Annotated in this window: 22 protein-coding genes, 1 tRNA gene and 2 pseudogenes; 15 read left to right on the top strand and 10 right to left on the bottom strand. The window is 64.7% G+C overall.

Annotated elements, in window-relative coordinates; genetic code table 11:
* Positions 1-6: 6 nt before the first annotated feature.
* Positions 7-83 (top strand) — tRNA-Met (locus PK98_RS09620).
* A 206-nt stretch (positions 84-289) separates the two neighbouring features.
* Here PK98_RS09620 and PK98_RS17555 read toward each other — a convergent pair.
* Positions 290-547: a zinc ribbon domain-containing protein gene (locus tag PK98_RS17555; protein ID WP_161792427.1), complete on the bottom strand. Its 258-nt coding sequence runs from the start codon at positions 545-547 to the stop codon at positions 290-292.
* Positions 548-1,313: 766 nt separating this feature from the next.
* Positions 1,314-1,754 carry a hypothetical protein gene (locus tag PK98_RS16745; protein WP_161792426.1) on the bottom strand — a complete coding sequence of 147 codons (441 nt, stop codon included), beginning with the start codon at positions 1,752-1,754 and terminating at the stop codon, positions 1,314-1,316.
* A gap of 48 nt (positions 1,755-1,802) precedes the next feature.
* Here PK98_RS16745 and PK98_RS17550 point away from each other — a divergent pair.
* From PK98_RS17550 to PK98_RS17375, 3 genes and pseudogenes are all read left to right on the top strand, one after another.
* Positions 1,803-2,706, top strand: a pseudogene (locus tag PK98_RS17550) (glycoside hydrolase family 3 protein).
* Positions 2,697-3,017 carry a glycoside hydrolase family 3 protein gene (locus tag PK98_RS17380; protein ID WP_235425451.1) on the top strand — a complete coding sequence of 107 codons (321 nt, stop codon included), beginning with the start codon at positions 2,697-2,699 and terminating at the stop codon, positions 3,015-3,017. The pseudogene PK98_RS17550 and the gene PK98_RS17380 overlap by 10 nt, the downstream one beginning before the upstream one ends.
* A pseudogene (locus tag PK98_RS17375) lies at positions 3,014-3,550 on the top strand (glycoside hydrolase family 3 C-terminal domain-containing protein); the annotation flags it as partial. The gene PK98_RS17380 and the pseudogene PK98_RS17375, both read left to right, overlap by 4 nt.
* Here the strand turns inward: PK98_RS17375 and PK98_RS17370 are convergent.
* Positions 3,431-3,685, bottom strand: coding sequence for a hypothetical protein (locus PK98_RS17370; protein WP_039096004.1), 255 nt, complete (start codon positions 3,683-3,685; stop codon positions 3,431-3,433). The pseudogene PK98_RS17375 and the gene PK98_RS17370 overlap by 120 nt on opposite strands.
* On the bottom strand, positions 3,651-4,853 hold the full coding sequence (gene nhaA / locus PK98_RS09595) for a Na+/H+ antiporter NhaA (RefSeq protein WP_039096003.1): 1,203 nt from the start codon (positions 4,851-4,853) through the stop codon (positions 3,651-3,653). The genes PK98_RS17370 and nhaA overlap by 35 nt, the downstream gene beginning before the upstream one ends.
* Before the next feature lie 192 nt (positions 4,854-5,045).
* On the opposite strand from nhaA, the gene PK98_RS09590 reads away from it, so the two are divergent.
* Positions 5,046-5,615 carry a DUF2254 family protein gene (locus PK98_RS09590; protein WP_052208295.1) on the top strand — a complete coding sequence of 190 codons (570 nt, stop codon included), beginning with the start codon at positions 5,046-5,048 and terminating at the stop codon, positions 5,613-5,615.
* Here the strand turns inward: PK98_RS09590 and PK98_RS09585 are convergent.
* The 4 genes from PK98_RS09585 to PK98_RS09570 all read right to left on the bottom strand — a co-directional run bounded on the left by PK98_RS09585 (position 5,612) and on the right by PK98_RS09570 (position 10,029).
* Entirely contained in the window at positions 5,612-6,583 is a 972-nt protein-coding gene (locus tag PK98_RS09585; protein ID WP_052208292.1) for a mechanosensitive ion channel family protein, read from the bottom strand. The two genes, PK98_RS09590 and PK98_RS09585, sit on opposite strands and share 4 nt — an antisense overlap.
* A 99-nt stretch (positions 6,584-6,682) precedes the next feature.
* A complete protein-coding gene (locus PK98_RS09580) occupies positions 6,683-8,005 on the bottom strand; it encodes a sensor histidine kinase (protein WP_161792423.1) in 1,323 nt (440 codons plus the stop codon).
* Between the two features lie 40 nt (positions 8,006-8,045).
* On the bottom strand, positions 8,046-8,723 hold the full coding sequence (locus PK98_RS09575; protein ID WP_039096001.1) for a winged helix-turn-helix domain-containing protein: 678 nt from the start codon (positions 8,721-8,723) through the stop codon (positions 8,046-8,048).
* Between the two features lie 67 nt (positions 8,724-8,790).
* On the bottom strand, positions 8,791-10,029 hold the full coding sequence (locus PK98_RS09570) for a trypsin-like peptidase domain-containing protein (RefSeq protein ID WP_081996116.1): 1,239 nt from the start codon (positions 10,027-10,029) through the stop codon (positions 8,791-8,793).
* Between the two features lie 295 nt (positions 10,030-10,324).
* Between PK98_RS09570 and PK98_RS16740 the strand changes: the two genes are divergently transcribed.
* Complete coding sequence (locus tag PK98_RS16740; protein WP_152608579.1) at positions 10,325-10,639, top strand: hypothetical protein; 315 nt, start codon at positions 10,325-10,327, stop codon at positions 10,637-10,639.
* A 182-nt stretch (positions 10,640-10,821) separates the two neighbouring features.
* Here the strand turns inward: PK98_RS16740 and PK98_RS09565 are convergent, their stop codons facing one another.
* Complete coding sequence (locus PK98_RS09565; RefSeq protein ID WP_052208288.1) at positions 10,822-11,118, bottom strand: PepSY domain-containing protein; 297 nt, start codon at positions 11,116-11,118, stop codon at positions 10,822-10,824.
* 107 nt (positions 11,119-11,225) lie between these two features.
* On the opposite strand from PK98_RS09565, the gene PK98_RS09560 reads away from it, so the two are divergent.
* The 6 genes from PK98_RS09560 to PK98_RS15980 all read left to right on the top strand — a co-directional run bounded on the left by PK98_RS09560 (position 11,226) and on the right by PK98_RS15980 (position 16,668).
* Entirely contained in the window at positions 11,226-11,534 is a 309-nt protein-coding gene (locus PK98_RS09560; protein ID WP_039096000.1) for a PepSY domain-containing protein, read from the top strand.
* Between the two features lies 1 nt (position 11,535).
* Positions 11,536-12,201: a response regulator transcription factor gene (locus PK98_RS09555; protein WP_039095999.1), complete on the top strand. Its 666-nt coding sequence runs from the start codon at positions 11,536-11,538 to the stop codon at positions 12,199-12,201.
* Positions 12,198-13,568 carry a sensor histidine kinase gene (locus PK98_RS09550; protein WP_052208286.1) on the top strand — a complete coding sequence of 457 codons (1,371 nt, stop codon included), beginning with the start codon at positions 12,198-12,200 and terminating at the stop codon, positions 13,566-13,568. The genes PK98_RS09555 and PK98_RS09550 overlap by 4 nt, the downstream gene beginning before the upstream one ends.
* Positions 13,565-14,278, top strand: a complete 714-nt coding sequence (locus PK98_RS09545) for a phosphatase PAP2 family protein (protein ID WP_081996115.1) — start codon at positions 13,565-13,567, stop codon at positions 14,276-14,278. Before PK98_RS09550 ends, PK98_RS09545 begins: the two co-directional genes overlap by 4 nt.
* 143 nt (positions 14,279-14,421) lie before the next feature.
* Positions 14,422-15,702 carry a sensor histidine kinase gene (locus PK98_RS09540; protein ID WP_235425450.1) on the top strand — a complete coding sequence of 427 codons (1,281 nt, stop codon included), beginning with the start codon at positions 14,422-14,424 and terminating at the stop codon, positions 15,700-15,702.
* 54 nt (positions 15,703-15,756) lie between these two features.
* On the top strand, positions 15,757-16,668 hold the full coding sequence (locus tag PK98_RS15980; RefSeq protein ID WP_052208284.1) for a lysozyme inhibitor LprI family protein: 912 nt from the start codon (positions 15,757-15,759) through the stop codon (positions 16,666-16,668).
* Positions 16,669-16,861: 193 nt separating this feature from the next.
* On the opposite strand, the gene PK98_RS09530 is transcribed toward PK98_RS15980, so the two are convergent.
* Positions 16,862-17,197 (bottom strand): TfoX/Sxy family protein, encoded by a 336-nt coding sequence (locus tag PK98_RS09530; protein WP_039095998.1) that lies wholly within the window; start codon positions 17,195-17,197, stop codon positions 16,862-16,864.
* Positions 17,198-17,551: 354 nt separating this feature from the next.
* Between PK98_RS09530 and PK98_RS09525 the strand changes: the two genes are divergently transcribed.
* The 3 genes from PK98_RS09525 to PK98_RS09515 all read left to right on the top strand — a co-directional run bounded on the left by PK98_RS09525 (position 17,552) and on the right by PK98_RS09515 (position 21,792).
* A complete protein-coding gene (locus PK98_RS09525) occupies positions 17,552-19,807 on the top strand; it encodes a TonB-dependent receptor domain-containing protein (protein ID WP_235425449.1) in 2,256 nt (751 codons plus the stop codon).
* Positions 19,808-20,011: 204 nt separating this feature from the next.
* Entirely contained in the window at positions 20,012-20,593 is a 582-nt protein-coding gene (locus PK98_RS09520) for an ANTAR domain-containing response regulator (protein WP_039095997.1), read from the top strand.
* Positions 20,590-21,792 carry a CmpA/NrtA family ABC transporter substrate-binding protein gene (locus PK98_RS09515; protein WP_039095996.1) on the top strand — a complete coding sequence of 401 codons (1,203 nt, stop codon included), beginning with the start codon at positions 20,590-20,592 and terminating at the stop codon, positions 21,790-21,792. Before PK98_RS09520 ends, PK98_RS09515 begins: the two co-directional genes overlap by 4 nt.
* Positions 21,793-21,877 lie beyond the last annotated feature (85 nt).

Here is a 21,877-nt window from a genome sequence, read left to right as displayed (position 1 = left end):
AGGTGACGCGGGGTGGAGCAGCCCGGTAGCTCGTCAGGCTCATAACCTGAAGGTCGTTGGTTCAAATCCAACCCCCGCAACCACCGACACAAAACTATCCTCACCACTGCGCCGGCCCTTGCCGTTGTCGTTGATCGCATAACCGACCAGCTTGCCGCCGCGCATCCGTCAAGGGTCGCCGAGCAGGAGATGCAATGCCGGACCGGCAGCGCTCAGCGCCATGTTGCCGGCAGGCGTCCCGACCTGCCCCGCGATATCGCAAGGCCAACTTGCAGCACTCGCCGCCCGCTCACCTGCTCCATCGAATATCCAAGCGACCTTTCATCAATTCTTGAGAGAACAGCTTTGCCAACGCAAGAGTATGCAGGTTAGGTTGCAGGACCGACACCATCGCATGTTCCAGCGGTTCGCGCCGGATCGACACGAGGTTCTTGCAAGTGCCTCGTTCACGGGCACCGGCGCAGCCATAGTAGTCCTTCCCTGCGAAGGTGAAGTTGGACCCGCAGCAATCGCATTTGATGCTCCGGAAAGCAGATGCTTGCGCCACCGCTGTGCCGATGGTGCTGCGTTCTGCGTGGCCTTACGGCTGCGCGGCGACATTTTCCAGCGCACCACATTCCAAATTGCATCGTCGACGATCAGCAACGCGGGCACCTCGTTGCGTAAAGCGCCGATTAACCGCCCTGTTTGGTGGTTCTGTCACCGAACCGACGCGGTCATTGCTCCCCTCCGGCGGGTTAGTCATTCCGGTAATCGACGTTGACCACCCGTTCGATCATCCGGAATGATAAAGGGCCACATTAGGGCGCTGCGGGGCAGATTGTACTGGTTCCAGTAATCGTCATTGTAGTTGCCTGTCGCCACCGCTGTGAGCGGACCCATCTGGCCGTTAACCGTCCCCACGGACACGCAGCCGCTGCGATCCAAATGCAAGTTCGCTGAGAAAGGCGGAACCCGGGGCGAACTTCAGCACATAATTGCCCTGAACTTGCGTGCCTAATGAACAGTCGCCCATCCTCGAGCGAGAGCTAACGTCGAAATTCAGACTTGGGTATTGATCCGCGCGAGACTGGCACGCCGCAGGATCGTGACGCTGTAGATTGCCGGGAGATCTCCCGGCCCATTCACGGTAGAAGGAAAGTTTTGCAGCTTCCAAGCGCAATCGGGTGTTTTCCTTCCCGACCAGACCATTCAGCTTCAGCTGAACAATGTCGGCAAGGTCCGCACACGGGGCGTAGAGGTGGAATTGCAGGCCCGCCCGATTGAAGCGCTGCTGCTAGACGGCGGTTTCAGCTTCACCGCAATGCGCAGCGCTATACCGGGCAGACGGTCGCGTTGAGCTGTTTGCCGGTCGCGGGATCAACCACCGGAATACAGGACCTGTCAGGCGAGCGGCTGAGCAACGCGCCGCGTGGAAGTTCAATCTTGGCGGTACCTATACGGTCGAGATGCCGTTTGACGGCTTCATGCAGGGAGATGTCAGCTACCAGAGCTAGGGCAATTTCGACCTGCTGAACAACCCAGTGCTGGTGAAAGACTCGTATGCGTTGGTCAATGCCAGCATTGGCATCGACCAGAACGAGCGCGGCAATCTGCGCATTGCGCTGTTCGAACAATGTCTTCGACAAGCATTTCGCCAGCGCGCTGGGCATCTCGTCCGGCGGTACGCCCGGCGTGCTGCGCAGACCTCCACCCGCAATGCCCGCCGCTATGCGGGCATCCACGTGCGGCTGGGTTTCTGATCCGCCACCCATCCACCATCACCGCTCCATCTGGAAAGGCTGATCTTTGGCTATGACGTGATGCACGGCTTCCGCACGATCTTCCCGGTGCCGCTGGCCAATGCGGCGTCATGGGATCCGGCGCTGGTGGAACGTGCGCAGGCGGTCGCCGCGGCGGCGGCGCGCTTCGTCGGCATCCGCTGGGCCTTTGCGCCGATGATCGATGTCGCGCGGCATGCCCGATGGGCCGGATCCTGGAAGGCGCGGGCGAGGATCCGTTTCTCGATCTCGCCATGGCGGCGGCGCAGGTGCGTGGCTTCCAAGGCCCCGTGATCGGCGCGCCCGGCCATATCATCTCTGGCCCGAAGCACTTCGCCCGCTACGCCGCCGCCGATGGCGGACGCGATTATGACAGCGTGCAACTGTCGGATGCGCAACTGTACAATGTCATCCTGCCACCTTTCGCTGCTGCAGTGGCGGCGGGGCGGGCAATATCATGAGTTCCTACACCGACCTCAACGACCTTCCGGCAGCGGCCAATCCCTGGCTGCTGAACGATGTGCTGCGCGGACAAATGGAGTTTGATGGCTGGGTCGTGTCGGATGCCAATGACGTCAAGAATCTCGTCACCCAGCACTTCGCCCGTGACGAAGGCGATGCCGCCGTGTGGGCGCTAACCGCCGGCAATAATATGGAGATGGCTTTCGGCCCCGCTGCGTCCGCCACTACGGTCGCCCGCTCCGTCACGGGAGGACGACCGCCCGTCGCCGTACTCGACACCGCGGCCCACCGCATCCTGACGACGAGGTTCGCCATGGGTCTGTTCGAAAATGCGTTTGTGGACGAGGCGCGCGCGACCGGCGTCCTCGCCGATCCGGCACACCGGAACGTGGCGCAGGAGGCGGCCGAACGCGCGCTTGTTTTGCTGAAGAACGACGAAGCCGCACTTCCTTGCAGGCCGGGGCGCATCGCCGGGTGGCGGTAATCGGCCCGTCCGCCAATTCCAGGCGGGACATGGTGGGCCCATGTGCCTTCCAGTATGACCTGCCGGAAACCGTCACGCTGTTCGAAGGCATTCGCGATCGCCTGGGCAGCGTCATCACCGTGGAGACGGCGCCGGGTGTGCAGATGAAGCGCAATGTGCCCTCCATCTTCGAGACGATCACCATCCCGGGCGCAGCGAAGCCTGAACCACGCTGGAGCGAGGCGCAGGCGGCTGCGGAGTTCGAGCACGCCTCCGCTCTCGCCGGCTCTGCTGATCTGGTCGTGCTGACACTGGCGAGGCGGAGGACATGAGCGGCGAGAGTGCCTCGCGCGCAGAACTGCGGTTGCCCGGCGACCAGCTGCGCCTGCTTGAGACCGTGCTCGCGGCTGGCAAGCCGGTAGCGGTGGTGACGATGAGCGGCCGCCCGGTCGAACTCGGCCCGGTGCTGGACCGGGTCCCGGCGGTGCTGCATGTCTGATATTCCGGCACGCGTGGCGGGACCACAGTGGCGCGCGCCCTATCCGGCGATATCAATCCGGGCGGCAAGCTGCCGGTGACCTGGCCACGCACCGTCGGGCAGGTGCCACTCTACTACGCACACAATCGTTCCCACTGGCCGCAGGATCAGGACCGGCGCTATGCGGATCTGCCCTCCACCCCGCAATTCGTGTTTGGACACGGGCTCAGCTACACCAGCTTCAGCATCTCCGCGCCAGATGTGGGGTCAGGGACGCTGGAGGGCGGCGGCCGCCTGATCGTCAGCACCACCGTTTGTAACACCGGGCAGCGCGCTGGTGACGAGGTCGTGCAGCTGTACATCCACCAGCAGGCCGGCCGCGCATCGCGTCCTGTGCGCGAGCTGAAGGGCTTCCAGCGCGTCTCTACGGCCACGACGAAGGTGTGCCTGGTCGCGCACGTCGCTGAGCTGTTGCTTCAGCGAAAACTCAAGGCTCGATCGGCGACCGATCAGGTTGCGCATCCCGCCGTGCAAAACGCAGGAGGGTGTACCCGAGCCCGCCAGATACGAGCGAGCCGGCCAGTACTCCGATCTTCGCCTCGGCTTGGAGAAGCGGATCATCCGGGAAAGCGAGGAGCGTAATGAAGATGCTCATCGTGAAACCGATGCCACAGAGCAGCGCCACGCCAAGCATCTGCAGCCGGCCAGCATGTGCCGGAGCGTCAGCGAACCCCAACCGGATCGCCAGCGTGGAGAAGCCGTAGACACCGGCGACCTTGCCGACCAGCAGACCCGCTGCAACGCCGAGTGTGACTGGTGCGGCAAATGCACCTGCCGGCAAGCCCAGTATCGGCACTCCGGCATTTGCCAGGCCGAAGATGGGCACGATCAGGAACCCGACGGGAAGATGCAGCGCATGTTCCAGGCGGTGAAGCGGACTGATGGCATCCATGTCCCCGTCCGATCGGCTCGGGGTGAGCGTGATCGGAATGGTGAAGGCGAGGATGACCCCGGCAAGGGTCGCATGGATGCCTGATCGTAGCACCAGGAGCCAGAGCACCAGCCCGACCAGAAGGTATGGCGTCAGTCGCCGAACACCGAGCCAATTGAAGGCAACCAGCACCGCGACGGCAAAGCTTGCGCCGGCGAGGTCAGGCAGCGAGAGCTCGGCTGTGTAGAACAGCGCGATGATGACCACTGCGCCCAAATCATCGATAATGGCCAGCGCAGCCAGGAAGATGCGCAGTGATGCGGGCACTCGATTGCCGAGCAGCGCTATCACCCCAAGCGCGAAGGCAATATCGGTCGCCGCCGGGATTGCCCAACCGCCTGCAGTAGGACCTCGATTGAAGGCTAGGTACACAAGCGCTGGCGTGATCATCCCGCCCAAGGCAGCAATGCCGGGCAGGGTGCGGCGCGGCCAAGTTGACAACTGGCCATCCAGCACCTCGCGTTTAATCTCCAGGCCCACGAGAAGGAAGAATACGGCCATCAAGCCATCATTGATCCAGTGCCCGAGCGACAACGGCCCGACATAGGCATGAAGCGCCGTCTCATAGCTTGGTCCAAGCGGCGAGTTGGCGATGAGCAAGGCGGCCATGGCCGAAGCCATCAGCACGATCCCGGAGGAAGACTGCGCTTCGAGAAAGCGGCGAATAGCGCTCGGGCGCGCATGGGCGTTGTGGTTCATTGGCAGGTGACCGGTCAGAGGAGATCGTCGCTGGCGGCCCGACCAGCGCAAGAACCTGTCTGCTGCGACAAGATCGGCAGCAGACACCCAAGGACGGCTATGGCATCTCGATCCTGGCCGAGCAACCCAAGAGCAAGGTCGCCGTCTTGTGCAAGCGGCGCGCACCGTTGCCGACCCGCCTTTCGGTAAGCCGTGCTCTTGCACTGCTTTGGAGTCCTGACGGCGCTAGTCGCTGCCGGAGTGGCGCCCCTCATACCGTACGAACTGAGCCTGACCATAGGCGGCAAGGCCGTCGACAACATCCTGACCATTCTTGCATCAAGCATGCTGGCGGTGACCACCTTTGCGCTGTCCGCCTCGGTTATGGCCTACAGCTCGGCAACCAGCATGGTAATGCCCCGTGCGACGCAGTTGCTGGTAGAAGATGCGTTCACGCAACATGCCCTGTCCACCTTCTTCGGCACCTTTCTTTTCAGCATCGTGGGGGATCATCGCATTGACGACGGGTCTTTACGGCGCCGAAGGACGGGTTGTTCTCTTCTTCGTATCATCGTGATCGTCGTGATCGTCGTGATCATCTTTGGGCAAGGCGCGCGTGCCGATCAGTCGACTTCCTTGATAACGGGACGGCAGGGGCTTGTTGACCTGAAGGCACCAAGGTCTGACACTGGTACCGTGACCCGTGTGCAAGGTGTTACACGGCTGCTGTTAGTGTCTATCACTTTGGAAAGAAACGGCTTCTCCTCGACCAGCCGCCTCTAGTTCGACCCAATATCGCGCCCTTCCAGCGGACCGCGTCGTGCACGCGGCGGCTGGTCTCCGGCTGGCCAACCCTCCCTTTGCCGCCGACGGTCGCCATCAACCTCCTCGGTTTGATCATGGAAGAGGATCTGTTGTGTCGGGAAGGGGAGGTCGATGCCGTTTTCGGCAGCCGCTTGCCAGATCGCGAGGATCACTCGAGCGCGCAGGTGGACGATGTTCGTCCGCTTGGAATCGCTCCACCAACGCGCCCGCAAAGTGACCGAGCTCGCATCCAGACCCCACGGCAGTACTTCAGGACCAGGCTCCGCCCCAACTCCGTCAATCCCGGCGATAGCCTCTTCAAAGATGCGGATGGCGCGATCGGGCTTGTCGCCATATCCGATGCCTATGTCGAACTGATCCCGCCGGGTTTCGAAAGCGGTATTGACGATTACCGGCGATGTATAGACATCGGAGTTGGGAATGATCACGCGCCGGCCGTCATAGGTCTTGATGAGCGTAGCCCGGCTCTGGATATGCTCGACAGTTCCTTCGAATTCCTTGACAACGATCTGGTCGCCCCTGCGATAGGGACGGTTGATCAGCAACAGGATGCCGGCAAGCAGGTTTTGCAGGATGTCCTTGAAAGCGAACCCGATCGCGACCGAACCGATGCCCAGGCTCGAGATGATAGTCGCCGGTTTGACGCTGGGGAAGACAATGACCGATGCGATAAGCAGCGATGCCGCTACGATCAGGCCGAAAACCAACAAGGCGAGCACCCCTCCCAGATCAACCAGACCCTTTCGGTGCAATGCCTTGCGCACGCCATTTGCAACGATCTTGGCGAGGAACCATGCAACGGCGACAAAGACGATTCCTCCCAGGATATTTGGCAGCTGGAGGAAGAAGTCGTTTGATACGACATGTAACTTTGCCACGATGAGGTCGAGCGGGTCTTTTACCGGCGGCGGCGTGACGGATTGCATCTGTCACGAACGGGCAGGATCCAGGGCTTGTTCCAGTGGCTCGCCTGGAGTCACGATCGGTCACAACTTCTGGTGGTCGTAAATTCGCGGCTATCCTGTTTAAAGACGCGAGAAAAGGATCTCGACGCGCAAACCCGGCGCATTGTCATCCAGCTTCAGCGAGGCGCGGTGCACCCGCGCCGCGGCCGCGACGATGCTCAATCCCAGGCCGCTGCCGGGCTGCGAACGGCTGGGGTCAAGCCTTGTGAAGCGTTGCAGGGCCTGCGCGCGCTGGGCTTCGGGAATGCCCGGGCCATTGTCGGCAATCACCAGCCGAATGGCACCTTCAATGCTCTCCAACGCAACCGTCACGCCTCCACCTGCCGGCGTGTACTTGATCGCATTGTCGATGAGGTTGGTGACCATCTGCGCCAGAAGCGAGCGGGAGCCCGGCAACTGGGCCGGTTCGATCCGCGAAACCAGTTCCATGTCCCGCTCGGCCGCGACAGGGTCGTACAGTTCCAGTGCTTCGGCAACGATCACGTCGAGCCGGACCGGAGCGAGATGGGCCACGGCGGTCGCCTCGACCCGCGCCAGGCCGAGCACATCTTCGATCAGTTGCAGGATTGTCTCGAGATCCTGGCGGCTATCCGCCATAACGTCGTGCATGCGCCCTGCGTCGGCTTGTTCAAGGTCCGCCACTTCCAGGCGCGCGCGCACTCGGGTCAGCGGCGTCTTGAGATCATGGGCCAGCCCCTCGGTCGCTGCTCGGAGCGAGCCGACCAGTCGCTCGACCTCCTCGAAGGCGCGGTTCATGGTCAGGGCTAGCCGGTCGTACTCGTCCCCTCGTTCCGACACCGGCAGCCGTTCCTCTAGCCGCCCCTGCAGGAAGCTCTCGCCCGTGGCCGACGCGGCATCGACGAAGGCCAGCCCGCGGCGGCTGTACCAGAAGCCGAGCGCCAGCCCCAGCGCACCCGTTGCCAGCAGCGACCAGACGAGGGACGAGAGATACTGGTCGCGCAGTGCCTGGCGCTCGTCCGAAAGATTGCCGACCAGCAGTCGAAAGCCCTCGGGCAGCACGATTGCCCGTGCCTCGACCCGGCGTTCGCGCCAACCCTCACCGGTACTCGCCACCTTCGTTGTAAAGCTGTGATAACCCGGCTGTTCGACATCTACTGGCCATTCCAGCAGATTGCCGACCAGCGGCTCTCCATTGGAGGTGGCCAGCAGGTAGAAGAACTCGTTGACGCGTGGCACGTCCTGCTGCCGGCGGATCGCCATCGCGATGCCTCTGACCCCGTCGGCGCGGTAACGCGCGAGGAGGCTCGCCGCCTCGTCGTCGACCAGCGCGTGCGTTCGCGCTTCCAACAGCCGCGTTGTCTGCATGTACTGCACCGTCAGCGCCACCCCGGTCGCAAGGAGCGCGATCAGGGTGATCCACAATGCGCCGCGCAGGGCCGCACTATGCAGCAGATGCCTTCGGTCAGACGGCATCGAGCCGGTAGCCCGCACCACGGATGGTGCTGATCATGCCCGGCTCCCCCGGAGCATCGATCTTGCCGCGCAGCCGACTGACATGCACGTCGATGACATTGGTGCCAGGATTGAAGCTGTAGTCCCAGATTGCGTCAGTCAGCATGGTGCGCGTTACCACCTGCCCCGCATGGCGCATGAGATATTCCAGCAGCTGGAATTCCTTGTTCAGCAGCTCGATCCGGCGCCCGTCGCGGCGAGCGATGCGTGCAAGCATATCCAGCGTAAGCGAACCAACCTGCAAGGTGGTCTGCGCGGCATTCTCGCTCCCGCGTCGGCGCACGATCGCCTCCAGCCGCGCGATCAGTTCCTGGAAGGAGAAGGGCTTGGCCAGGTAATCGTCGCCGCCGGCCCGCAATCCGGCGACCTTGTCATCGACTTGGCTCAGCGCGGAGAGCAGCAGGACCGGCGTGCGGCTGCCTTGGGCTCGCAAGGCCGTGAGTACCGCTAGTCCGTCCAGTCCCGGCAGGTTGCGATCGAGGATGATGGCATCGTGCTGGCCCGCCAGGGCGCCGGCAAGCCCATCCACGCCGTTGTCCAGATGGTCGCAGGAATGGCCAAGCTCCTTCAGTCCGCGCGTGAGATGTTCGGCGGTCTGCCGGTCATCCTCGATCAGTAGCAGTTTCATCAATCGGCAGCTCCGGACACCATGCGTAGCAATGCTGACGTCTTATGCCACAGTGGATTTCCCCGCCTCAGGATCGGGCGGCGGCGTCGCTGCCGATCCTGAGGTTGAGTGCATAATGGCGCCGATCCCGCAGCACCTGGACCGGCACGCGGCTTCCCGACGACGCGTCTGCTACCGCGCGGGCAAGGTCGCCGCCATCCTTGATGGTCTTGCCAGCAAACCGCTGGACCACGTCGCCCGGCTGGATGCCGGACAGCGCCGCGGGCCCCCCCTGCTCGACCTGGGCGATCAGCGCACCGCCGCCCTGCTCGACGCCCTGTTCCTCGGCCAGTTCGCTGGTGAAGTCCTGCAAGGCTACGCCGATCCGTCCGCGTTCGATGCTGCCATGTTCGACGATCTGGGTTGCCACTGTACGGGCAAGCTGCGCCGGGATGGCAAAGCCAATGCCGACATTGCCGCCGGATGGCGAGAAGATCGCGGTGTTGACGCCGACCACCCGTCCGTTCGCATCGAACAACGGGCCGCCCGAATTGCCCGAATTGATCGCTGCATCGACCTGCAGGAAGTCGTCGTAGGGACCAGCCCCGATCTCCCGGCTGCGGGCCGAGACAATTCCGGCGGTCACCGTGTTGCCAAGGCCGAATGGACTGCCGACGGCGAACACGCTGTCGCCGACGCGGGTGGCGTCGCTGTCGCCCCACGGCACCGCCTGGAAGCCACCTGTGCCTTCGATGCGGATGACCGCAAGGTCGGTCTTCTCGTCACGGCCCAGCACCTGGCCCGGAAGTTCGCGGCCGTCGCTCAACTGCACAGTCACGGTGTCCGCACCTTGGACCACATGCGCGTTCGTCACCACTATACCAGACGCATCAATGATGAAGCCGGAGCCGAGCGCACCGCGGGGTGCCTCCTGCCGGGGCTCGGGATTGCCGAAGAAGCGTCGCAGCATCTCTTCCTGCTGACTGCGCGGGTCGGACGGACCGCTCAGACGCATCGCCTGGTTCTCGGGCTTGACCTGGATCTGCACCACGCTTGTTCCGACCGCTGCGACCATGTCGGCAAGAGACGCGTGGACGCCGGCACGTGCCACAGAGGCGGCTTGCGGTTCGGCCAGTCGCCCGACGGGCGCCGGGTCACTGGCTGTGAGGGCCATGCCGCCCGTGGCTGCTGCTGCTGCGGTACCGCAGAGCAGGAGCGCGGCAACGGCGGGACGGAAGGAAATTTTGTTGAAGGAGTTCATCGGTAAGCTGGAGCCTCGGTAATTTTTTGCTGAACTCTCCCTACGCCCCGTTCCTGTCGTCAGCATGGGGCGATCATGACATCGATTTCACGATCACTTACAGTTTTCGGAACGTGGCCTAGCTGATTGGGCGGTGAAATCCGCAAACAGGCCTTCAAGCGCCCGATGGTCTCGCGACAGCCAGCGCCAACGGTCTCGACCCGAATCAATGTCCGAATCTGAGAGACCTTGCAGCGGGGCTCAACGACCACTTTGGGGTCTTCTACTTGGCGTGGCATTCGCAGCTATCGCCATCTCTCCCCTTGGCGCCGTCTCGTGCGAAGCGTTTGAACAAGCTATGCGACGGGCGATACTTCACCGCTTGAGCCGCTTGCCCAGCCGGCAGCCGCTGGCGATGGCGCTGGTGTGCCTCGGCCCAGCCCTGCAACCCGCTGGCCACGTGCAACGGGAAGGCTCGGACGACGATCTTGCGCCGCTGTCCGTCTCATGTTGCCTTGCTCTCCTCATAGGAGCCGAAGCGGTCCGTTTGATCGTGCCGAAGAGACCCGCTTCTTCCAGCGCCTCGCACGTGGCGGAGCGGTGCGGCGCCATGCCGATCGGCACATTCCCCTTCGGCAGCACCCGGCGCCTGCGCTTGCGGGAGGTGACGAGCAACACCTTCAGCTCTCCGCCGTGATTGAGCCTGTATGGAATCGCGGCTGACTGCATCATTGCAGCGATGTAAACTCCGGCATCAGAAGGAGTTGAAGCACGGTCGTCATTGGCCTGGGAACGGTTCAACAGCAGATCACGGCAGAACTGGCAACCGCCCGGCTGCTGGCAGCGAATGGGCGCACGGCCCATCGCTGCTGCTGCCGCTCAGTCCTGGTCGCGTTCGATCTTGGTCAGGCGGCCGGTGCGCGGATCGGCATGGAAGTCATAGCGTACGGCGTCCTTCACCATTTCGCCTTCCCAGTGGCCGTCATCGGCCTCGATCTCGATCACACGGTATCCTTGCGCGGCAATGGCGCGGGTGACTTGCTCCACCTGCATCCAGTTGCGCCCCGGCGTGTCGGCGCGGGCCGGCATGGTGGTGGCGAGCCCCCCGCTTACCAGGGCTGCGGCGCCGATCAGGGCAAGGGCAGCGGGCAGGGCGTTGGAACGTGCGGTCTTCATGGCATGTGTCTCCTTTGCTGTGATGCCCCTTGTGCCAGCCCCTTGCTGACAGGCTTCATGTGCCCGGCGTCAGGGTAGTGTCAGCGACGAGGCGCTATGGCGCTTGGATGCGCCTCATCCGCTTCCTGCTTCCGCTGCTTCTTGCCACCCCCTTCGTCGCCGCGCCTGCCAATGCCGGTGATCCGGACGAGGCCGCGCGCATCCGCGCCGCCGTGGCGCGCGGGCAAGTGCTGCCACTGCCGCGCATCCTGGCGCTTGCCCGGACGCGCGTGCCGGGCGACATGCTGAAGGTGGAACTGGAGGAGGAGGACGGGCGCATCGCTTACGAGATCAAGATTCTTACTCCCGCCGGCCGCATCCGCGAGGTGACGCTGGACGCCCGCACCGGCCGCGTGCTGGAGGTGGAGGACGACTGACATGCGCGTGTTGCTGGTGGAGGACGAACCTGCGGTAGGCGCGGATCTCGCCGCCGCGCTCGGCGACGCGGGCTTCGTGGTCGAATGGGTGCGCGACGGTGCAGAGGCCGCGTTCCTGGGCGATACGGAGGATTATGCCGCCGCAGTGCTCGATCTCGGTCTGCCAGGGCTGGACGGGCTCTCCGTGCTGCGTGGCTGGCGCGAGGGCGGGCGCAGTTTTCCCGTGCTGGTGCTGACAGCGCGGGCCGATTGGACGGAGAAGGTCATCGGGATCGAGGCCGGAGCTGACGATTACCTGGCCAAGCCGTTTGCAATGGGCGAGTTGATCGCGCGGCTGCGCGGGCTGATGCGCCGGGTCGCCGGGCACCTGTCAGCCACTGTCACCATCGGTCGGTTGCGGCTGGATACCACGCGAATGTGCGCCTTTGTCGACGACCGCAGCGTGCGCCTGTCGGCACTGGAATATCGATTTCTGGAGGTGTTGGCGCATCAGCCCGGCCGGCCGGTGGCTGTGCATGCCATCGCCGAACAGATCTATGGCACCGCCGATAGTGGCGACACCAACGCGATCGAGGCGCTGGTGACCCGCCTGCGGCGCAAGATCGGCAGCGAGCTGGTCGAGACCCGCCGTGGCCTAGGCTACTTGCTGCCGGATGGCAGTGCGTGACCACCCGCTCCATCCGCGCCCGCCTGTTGCTCGGCGGGGGCCTGGCCATCCTGCTGGCGCTGGTGCTGGCGGGCGCCGGTCTCAACTGGCTGTTCCAGCGGCATATCGAGCGGCGGGAGGTGCAATCGCTGGAGGCGAAGGCGCTGGAACTGCTGCCTGCGCTGCGGCTTGATGCCGTCGGTCGACCGCTGGCCGATGCGCAGCCAACCGACGGCCGTTTTGCCCGGCCTGCCAGTGGCCTCTACTGGCAGGCAAGCACATCAGCGGGGCTGATCCGCTCGTCATCCTTGTGGGACCAGCAATTGCCCGTGCCGCGGGCGGTTGCGGGCACTAACTGGCGCCTGCGCCGGGTGGACGGGCCGTTCGGCCATCGCCTGTTCGTGATCGCGCGGGCCATTCGCCCTGACGCTTCGGGTCGGGTGGTAGTCGTCCAGTTCGCCACCGATGACGATGCTTCCGCTGCGACGATGCATGAGTTTCGGCGGGAGGCCGCGTTGGCGCTGCTGCTGCTATGGCTGCTGCTGATGGGTGCTGCCGCCGTGCAGATCGCCCTCGGTCTGGCTCCCTTGCGTCGGGTACAGGCGCAGCTGCAGGCGTTGCGTCGCAACTCCGGCGCTCGGTTGTCGACCGACCACCCGCGCGAGGTTGCACCGCTGGTCGATGCGATCAACGCGCTGGCTGATGCACGCGCCGCCGATCTGGAACGCGCCCGCCATCGTGCCGCCGACCTCGCGCACAGCCTCAAGACTCCACTGGCCGCGATGGCCGCGCAGAGCCGCCGCGCCCGGGCGGAAGGCGCGCCGCAGGCCGCCGCCGCGATGGACAGCACCATCGCCATGGCCGGTGCCGCTCTGGAAGCCGAGCTGGCACGGGCCAGGGGCGCGCTGGCCCGCGATGCCGGAGTGGGGCCGACCGAGTTGCTGCCGGTGGCCGAAGCGGTGATCGCAGTGCTGGAGCGGACCGAGCGCGGCGGCCGCCTTGTCTTCACAGTGGAGGTGCCGGCCGCCCTGTCGCTGCCGGTCGCCACCGCCGAATTGACCGAGCTGCTGGGCGCCCTGCTGGAGAACGCCGCGCGCCATGCCCGCCGTGCCGTGCGCATCCGGGCCGGCGAAGCGGATGACACGCTGGTGTTGCAGATTGACGATGATGGTCCCGGCATGGCGGAGCCCGACATGGCCCGTGCGCTGCAGCGCGGCCGCCGGCTCGACGAAGCAGGGCCGGGCCACGGACTTGGACTGGCGATCGTCACCGATCTGGTGGAGGCGAGTGGCGGCGCGTTGACCCTGGCGCAGGCGGATCAAGGTGGCTTGCGCGTATTGATCCGCTGGAGTCATCGCCACGATGCTGGATATAGGCCGCGCCAATGACCAATGACCCCACTGCCCACCATACTTGCGTCCACGCCTCTGCGGCCGGGTCGATGCGGCTGCTCCTGTGGGTTTCCGTGCCGGCGCTGCTGCTGTTTGCGCTGGTGGCGTGGCAGGTCGGCGTCGGCTCCGATCTTGCATTTGACGCCGCGCTGCTTTCGTATCTCCGGGAAGGCGCCGACCCTGCTGTGCCGCACGGGCCCGCCTGGCTGCTGAAGGTGGCTCGGGATATAACTGCTTTGGGCGGGGGCCCGGTCCTGACGCTCATAACGGTACTGGCGGTCGGCTACCTGGTTGCGCGGGGACGCAGGTGGCCTGCGCTGATCCTCGCGGCGGCAAGCTCGAGCGGAGCATGGCTCAACAGCGCCCTGAAAGACGCCTTTGTCCGCGAGCGGCCCGATGTTGTTCCTCACTTGCTGGAGGTGAGCTCAGCCAGCTTCCCCAGCGCCCATGCGATGAACTCGGCGGTGGTATATCTCACGCTTGCGATGCTTCTGGCGATCACCGAGTGGCGTGCGCCAGTCCGCTCGTATCTGGTCAGCGTTGCGATGCTACTGACCACGATCGTCGGCGCGACGCGGATCTACCTGGGCGTCCACTGGCCATCGGACGTGCTGGCCGGATGGTCTATCGGTGCCGCATGGGCGGCTGCCTGGTCGGCTGCGGCGATCGTGATCCAGCGGCGAGCGAAAGCAGCCAGAGCGCCTTGATCCAGCCCTGCCGCGACGCATCGATTGGCAGAAAAGTGAGGTGAATGGATGTCCGATGGCGCGCAACCTGGACGCCGATCTCGCCTTCTACGAAGGTACCGCGCTGCTGGGCGTGACGGCGCAATGGGTTCTCTGGCACCTTGTTGAACAAGGGCGAACGCAACACGCCCGGCCGCCAGATGGCGGAGCACGAGCGCGCGCCGCTGATGCTGGTAGAAGCGCATGTGGACGCCAGAGGAGCGCAGCGCCCTCTTTACCTCGACCTGGCAGACATGGTCCATTTACCCGAAGGCTGCTACATGCGGGATTGTACCAAGATGGCAGGAGAGGTGATGACGTTCGCTATCAGACATCGTAGCGAGCGCGCCGTGAGCAACCTGCCCACCCCCAGCCGCTTGCCGCCACGCAAGCGCTGGATCGAACAGCTCCCCGTTGCGCGCGACCGCCCCCTCCTCGGTGCCGCGGCGACACTCGCTCTGGTAGGTGCGGCATTCCTGCTCAGGCTGGTCGCCGATCCGCTGCTGCCATCCGGCTTTCCATACGTGACCTTCTTCCCGGCGGTGATCGTCACGTCATTCTTCTTCGGGGTGCGGCTGGGCAGTGTCAGCGCGCTGCTGTGCGGGCTGCTGGCCTGGTACGTCTTCATTCCCCCCACCTATGGCTTCGCGCTGACGCAAGGGGCAGGGTTCGCGCTCGCCTTCTACGTGTTCGTCGTCGCGACCGATCTTGCGCTGGTCCACTGGATGCAGGCGGCCAACAGCCAGCTTGCTAGCGAACGCGAGACGAGCCGGCAGCTCGCGGAGATGCGCGAGATGCTGTTCCACGAACTGCAGCACAGGGTGTCCAACAATCTGCAGGTCGCGGCAGCCCTGTTGACGATGCAGAAGCGCCAGCTGACCGATGTCGATGCGAGGGCAGCGATGGACGAGGCCGGCGCCCGTCTGGCGCTGGTCGGGCGCATCAGCCGGCAGCTCTACGACCCATCGGGCGCAGCGCAGCCGCTGGTACCGTTCCTGGCAGAACTGTGTCGCGGCGTGATCGATGCGAGCGGCCGGATCGACGTGGACCTGCAGGTGCTGGGAAACCAGCGCCTACGCCTCGAACCCGACGCGGCGGTGCCGACAGCCCTGATCGTTGCGGAAGCGGTGGCCAACGCGATCGAGCATGGCTTCGGCGATGGCCGTGCAGGCCGGATCGTCGTGGAGGTCGAGCGCGGCGTGGAGGGAGGTCTGGGCGTGATGGTCCGTAATGACGGGTCCGGTCTGCCTGCGAACTTCGACCTGGCGGCAAGCACTAGCCTGGGGCTGCGGATCGCATCGACATTGGCACAGGGACAGTCGGGCAGCTTTCGCCTGGAAGGGCTGGAAGGCACGACCACGGCGACCCTGTCTCTCCCGGCCCACCTCCTGACCAGCGATGGCTGAGCGGCGCGGCGGAGCCATGGGTACGCTGCACAACAGCCGGCCCGTTTGTACGCGATGATGCAGCTTCATCGGGCAGGCCTGTGGGTGATAGCCGCGAGTGTGGCGTTTGCGGGAGCTGTCGCTGGAGCGCAGACGCTCGGCGCCATGCCGGTATCGGGAGATCCATGGAGCGGGTCCTATGATCTGCGATGGGCTGCAGGTACCCCGGCAGCCGCAGCGGGCGGTTCGGCACGCGCGATCCTGCGCAGGGCGGTCGATGCCGATCCGGGGGGCGTCACGCCGGAGGAGGGCGCCGATCTGGCGCGGTGGAGCCTGAGCACCGGTGAAGATAGAGAGGACCAGCCCCTGCTCCGCCGCTTCACCTCTCGCGAATATCGTGAGCTGGACTGGACCGCCCTGCATGCAGCCGGCGCCATCGAGTGTCTGGAAGGCGCCAGAATGTTTATCTGCCGCACCACGCCTGATGCTCGCATCATGGTTGGGGAGGGGGAAGGTGGCAGGCGTGAGACCTTGCCCACCCGCACGGGCATGTTCGGCGTGGCGCTGCATGCCGGCACCTTCGAGCTGGAGGCCACGGCGGCAGCTGCGGAACCGAGGTCGCCGCGTGACCCGTTGGCCATACCTATCGAGGAGATCGAAGGGGAGAGGGCCCCCGAGGTGAGCGAGTGCCTGGACGCTGCCGTCAGCTCGAACGCGATGGGCGCCTGCGTCAATCTCGAACTGCGGGCGCAGGATACACGTCTCAACGATGTCTATCGCGCGCTCATGCGCCAGTTTGACGATGCGGGCAAGGCGCGCCTCCGGGCCGACGAGCGCGCCTGGATCCAAGCACGCGATGCCGGTTGCGAGGAAGATTTGATGGGCGGTACCGGCGATCTGTACGATCGGCCGAACTGCCTACTGAACGAGACGGTTCGTCGGCGCCTGGTGCTGGAAAGCATGCTCGATACGCGAGAAGGGCCATGAGCCTGATCATACAGTGTTGACCGAATTGATCTGGCGCACAGGCCAGTGCGCTTGAGCAGCCTGTATCGGCCGGGATTTCGGCGTCGCTGGCCGGACCCCTGGCGTAGCCGAGAGCTGGTGCCTCGCAGCTTGAGGACATCATCCACGATGACGCGCTGACACGCCTTGTAAGAAAACCATGCCGAGCAGGCGCTTACGTGCTTTGCTTCCCTTTGCGCGGCTTGGGCATCGGCAGTTCCGCCGCTGGGGTGCGCAGCATGTCACCTAGGGACTTGATATTGTCCCAACGATCGGCCTCGATTGGCAGGTGCGGCTTGACCCCTGAATAGCGCGGCGCCTCCGACACCGGCTCGGCATGGAGGCGACCGGATGCCGTCGGCTTCGTAGAAAACTGATCGTCGCAGATCGAGCCAATCATCTTGCCGTCGACGTAGATGCCGTGTTCGCCGACCATCGGCTTGATCGACACCGCGCCGGCGAACGTCGTCTTTTCGAGCAGGCAGTCGACTGTCTGTTGGTGCGTTGCCATGCCGCCGATTCAACAGACGTGCGTCGCCGCCTAGGGGGGCCGGCCATCGTCTGCGTCGCCGGGTGGCATGAACGAGCGTCCGGTTCTGGAAAGCGGCTCATCTGCGCGAAATGGCCGTAACGGGGTCACGCAGCTTCATCGTAGCGCTTCCGGATCCCCGTCGAGCGGCCCTGGTCAGCCAATGCCGACAAGCGCCCGGTGACAATCAGAACGTTGTCAGCAGCGAAGCACAAGAAGAGCTTGCATGAACGTTATACTGTAACATAGATGGCGCTCACGGAAGGGTGGAGCACGTCATTGCAGTATCGACACATCAGCCGAGGCGCAGCCGCGCTTCTGGCAACGACCGCGTTTGTGGCGGGAGCGGCCGCTCCGGCCTGGGCGCAAGATAGCAACGGCACGCCGAAAACCGCGAGCGAAGCACAACCGGTTCGCGCGCCATCAGGCAACATCATCGTCACCAGCCAGGCGTTCGAGACCAAGCGCACTGCCTTGCCGGTGCAGGTCCTGTCGGGCGACGAACTGGTCCATCGCCGGCAGGGCGGCCTGGGCGAGACATTGGCCGGCCTGCCCGGTGTGCATCTTGACAGTTTCGGTGGAGGTGCGTCGCGACCGGTGATCCGTGGCCAGACCCTGCCGCGGATCGAGATCCTGTCGGACGGCGCCAACCTGTTCGACGTGTCCTCGATCTCGCCCGATCACGCGATCACCACCGATCCGCTGCTGCTGGATGCGATCGAGATCCAGCGTGGGCCGGCGGCGATCCGCTATGGCGGCAATGCAACCAACGGCGCGATCAACCTGATCGACAGCAAGGTGCCCAAGGTCATGCCTGAGGGCGGGATGAGCGGCGCGGCCGAAATCCGCTACGGCACCGGCGATCACGAGAAGTCGGGCGTGGGTCGCTTCACCGTTGGCCTGGGCAGTAACGTCGCGATCCATGCGGAAGGCGCGCTGCGCCGGGCCGACAATTACGATGTGCCCGACTCCTTCGGCACAGACCGGTTGCGGGACTCCTTCGCCGAGAGCGGCAGCTATGCGTTCGGCGCGTCGTGGATTACCTTTAAGGGGTATTTCGGCGCCGCCTATTCCCGGGTCGACAATGAATATGGCCTGCCGGGACATAGCCATGCCAACAGCGCCTGCCACGGCGACTATTACTTCGACCGGCTTGAATTTCACTGCCGTCCGCATGGCAGCATTGGCTACAACGTCACCACGCCGGACGAGCTGACCGCCTTCATCCGCCTGCGCAGCGAGCGGGTTGATGTCCGCGGCGACTATGACGACCTGCTGCCAGGCCTGGCGCATCTGCGCCTGCGCGGCTCCTACACCGATTACAACCATGACGAGATCGACGGGTCGACCCTGTTCGCCCGTTTCACCAACGAGGTGTGGGATGGGCGAATGGAGCTGACCCATCAGCCCCTGTTCGGCTTTACCGGCACGCTGGGCGTCCAGTATACCGACGCCACGTTCAGCGGGCTGGACCTCAACGCCATTCACCGGCCGCCCACAGATCGTGTGGGCTTTTCCGGAACGCTCCAGCGGAAGACAGAGAATGTCGGCGTGTTCCTCAGCGAGGCGCGTAGCCTCGGCAACGTCGATGTTGAGATCGCCGCGCGCAAGGACTGGCGCACGATCAGGACGCCCATTCCCGGCCCGTTCTTCGCCAATCTCACGCCCCAGAACGAGGCCTACTATATCGGGGCCTACGGACCGGACTGGCGCCCGGCGTTGGAGGCTGACCAGCGAACCTACTGGTCCGAAGGCAACCCTGATCTGAAGCACGATCCGTTTTCGGCGTCGTTCGGGGTCACCTGGAACGTGCAGCCCAGCGTCGCCCTGGCGCTGGCGCTAGCCCATACGGAGCGCGGGCCCAGCGTGCGCGAACTGTTCGCCGATGGAGTGAACCTGGCGACCAACAGCTACGAACTGGGCCTGACCAAATCGCCGGCGGACTTCCTGTGGGACGAGTTCCCGATCGATTTCGCGCCGAGCATGCCGGACCTGATGGAGGAAACGGACTCGATCAACCTGACCTTGCGCAAGGTGGGCGGCCCGCTGGAGTTCGAGGTCGGCCTGTTCTACCAGGATGTCAGCGACTACATCTTTGCTCGCTTGATCCAGAGCAATGACGAAAACGGCGTGCGCGCCAACATGCTCGCCTACACCGCTGCGGATGGGGAGTTCAGCGGCATTGACGGGCAGGTCAGCTACCAGTTCGCCCCGGCGCACCGGCTGACGCTGTTCGGAGACTACGTGGATACCGAGCTCAAGAGCATGGACGACAACCTGCCGCGCATCTCTCCCGGACGATTGGGCGCGCGATATGATCTCATGGCCGGATCGATCTCGGGCGGCGTGGAGTATTATCATACGTTCGAGCAGGACAAGGTGGCATCCTACGAGACGGCCACCTCTGGCTACGACATGGTCAACGCCACCCTGGCCTACAGCTTCGATACTGGTCGAATACAGGGTTTCGAACTTTATCTGCGCGGCTCCAACCTGCTCAACGAACTGGCTTTCGTGCATACCTCGTTCGTCAGGGACCAGTCGCCGCTGCGGGGGCGCAACGTGGTGATCGGCGCGCGATACGCCTTCTGAACATCGGACGTTATCGATCAGGTTCTATAATGGGAGATGGATAGGAGTTGCACGTTCCTTGGCCTGATGAACGAGTGAGCGGAATTGGGAAGCGAGCAGCTAGCCACGAACGTCGCGAACGGGCCACCACCTCGATTGACAGCGCCAAGTTGCTAGAGGCTCGTTGCCAAAGCGTACCGCTTGCCGCATGTTGCACGTGCGAACATGCGGATTGTCATCATCGACGATACGGGTGCGCGGGCGTCCGTCCTGGAGGACGGCCTGCGCGAAGCCGGCCATGACGACATTCATGTCGTGCCGCCGGTCGGCGCCTTCGTCAGCCGTATCGAACGGCTGGTTCCGGACGTCGTGCTGATGGATCTGGGCAGCCCCAGCCGCGACACGCTGGAGGAGATGCTGCTGGTCAGCCGGGCGCTCGCCCGCCCAATCGCGATGTTTGTGGACCAGTCAGACGAACAGATGATCTCCGCCGCGATCGATGCCGGCGTGTCCGCCTATGTGGTGGATGGGCTGCGCAAGGATCGGGTCAAGCCGATCCTGGACCTGGCCGTGCGCCGGTTCACCGCCTTTGCGCGGATGCAGGCAGAGCTGACGGATGCGCGCACCCAGCTGGCCGACCGCAAGGTGATCGACCGGGCGAAGGCAATCCTGATGCAGCAGCGTGGTCTGGCCGAGCCGGAAGCCTATGCCCTGCTACGCTCCGCCGCGATGAATCAGAACAAGCGCATGGCGGAGGTAGCGGAGGCGCTGATCACCGCGCATGACCTGCTGGGAGGCGCCAGGTGAGCCACACGATCCGTGCAGCCTTCCTGCCGCTGACCGACAGCGCGGTGCTGGTCGCCGCGCGCGAACGTGGCTTCGCGGCCGATCTAGGCATCGACCTGCAACTGGTCCGCACCGAAAGCTGGGCCACCCTGCGCGACCGGCTGGTGTTCGGCCAGGTGCAGGCAGCGCAGATGTTGGCGCCGCTCGCCGTGGCAGTAACTCTCGGACTGGGCGGGATGCCGACGCAGCTGGCCGCGCCGTTCAGGCTGAACGTCAACGGCAATGCCGTGGTGATGCGCGCCGATTTTGCCGCCGCGCTGGACCCGGACATCGCCGCGCGGCTGAACGATCCGCTGGCCACCGCGCATGATTTCGCCACCGCCATCGGCCTGTATCGCCGCAAGCCGCAGATCGGCATCGTGCATCGTTTCTCCAGCCATGCGCTGATGTTGCGCTACTGGTTGGCGAGCGCCGGGATCGACCCCGATCGCGACGTGGCGCTACGCGTGCTGCCACCGTCGCTGATGCTGGAGGCGATGCGCGGCGGGGAGATCGACGGTTTCACCGCCGGCGATCCCTGGCCCGCCGCCGCCATAGCCGAGGGGCTGGCTGAAGCAGTCGCGCTGGGCGCGCGCATCTGGCAGCGCGGGGTGGAAAAGGTGCTGGCCTTTCGCGCCGACTGGCTGGCCGATCATGCGGACGTCGCCGATCGGCTGCTGCTGGCGCTGTCGCGTGCCGCCGCGTGGTGCGACATGCCGGAGAACCGGGCCGAGCTGGCTGCCTTGCTGGCCCGCCCAGACTATGTCGACATGCCGGCCGCGCTGATCGGGCAATCGCTTGCCGGGCAGTTCGCGCCCCGCATGGGTGCGGCACCATTGCCGGTCGAGGATCTGATCCTGTTTTATCGCGAGGCGGCCAATTTCCCGTGGCGCAGCCAGGCGCTGTGGATCTGGTCGCAGCTGGTCCGCTGGGGCCAGGCGGTGCCCGGAGCAGAGGGACAGGCAGCGGCAGGCGCTGTGTTCCGACCGGACGTCTACCGCCGCGCGCTGGCGGGCAGCGGGGCGGTAATGCCGGGCGCCAGCGCCAAGCTGGAAGGCGCGGTCTCCATCCCCACCGGGGTGGGCGCGCATGGCGGCGCGCTGCTGCTGGGGCCGGACCGCTTCTTCGACGGGCGGGTCTTCGATCCCGAGGCGATCAACACCTATCTGGCCGGGTTCTAGCGAAGAATTGCTTGCAAAGGGCCAGTGGCTGGGTGATTGTGTCCCGGCTCGTGCAACGATGTGCGAACAAACAGGCTGACCTCCC

Origin of the sequence: Croceibacterium mercuriale (assembly GCF_000802385.1) — a bacterium.
In the GTDB taxonomy this organism is placed as follows: Bacteria; Pseudomonadota; Alphaproteobacteria; order Sphingomonadales; family Sphingomonadaceae; genus Croceibacterium; species Croceibacterium mercuriale.
This window is presented reverse-complemented; position numbering and strand designations above follow the sequence as displayed.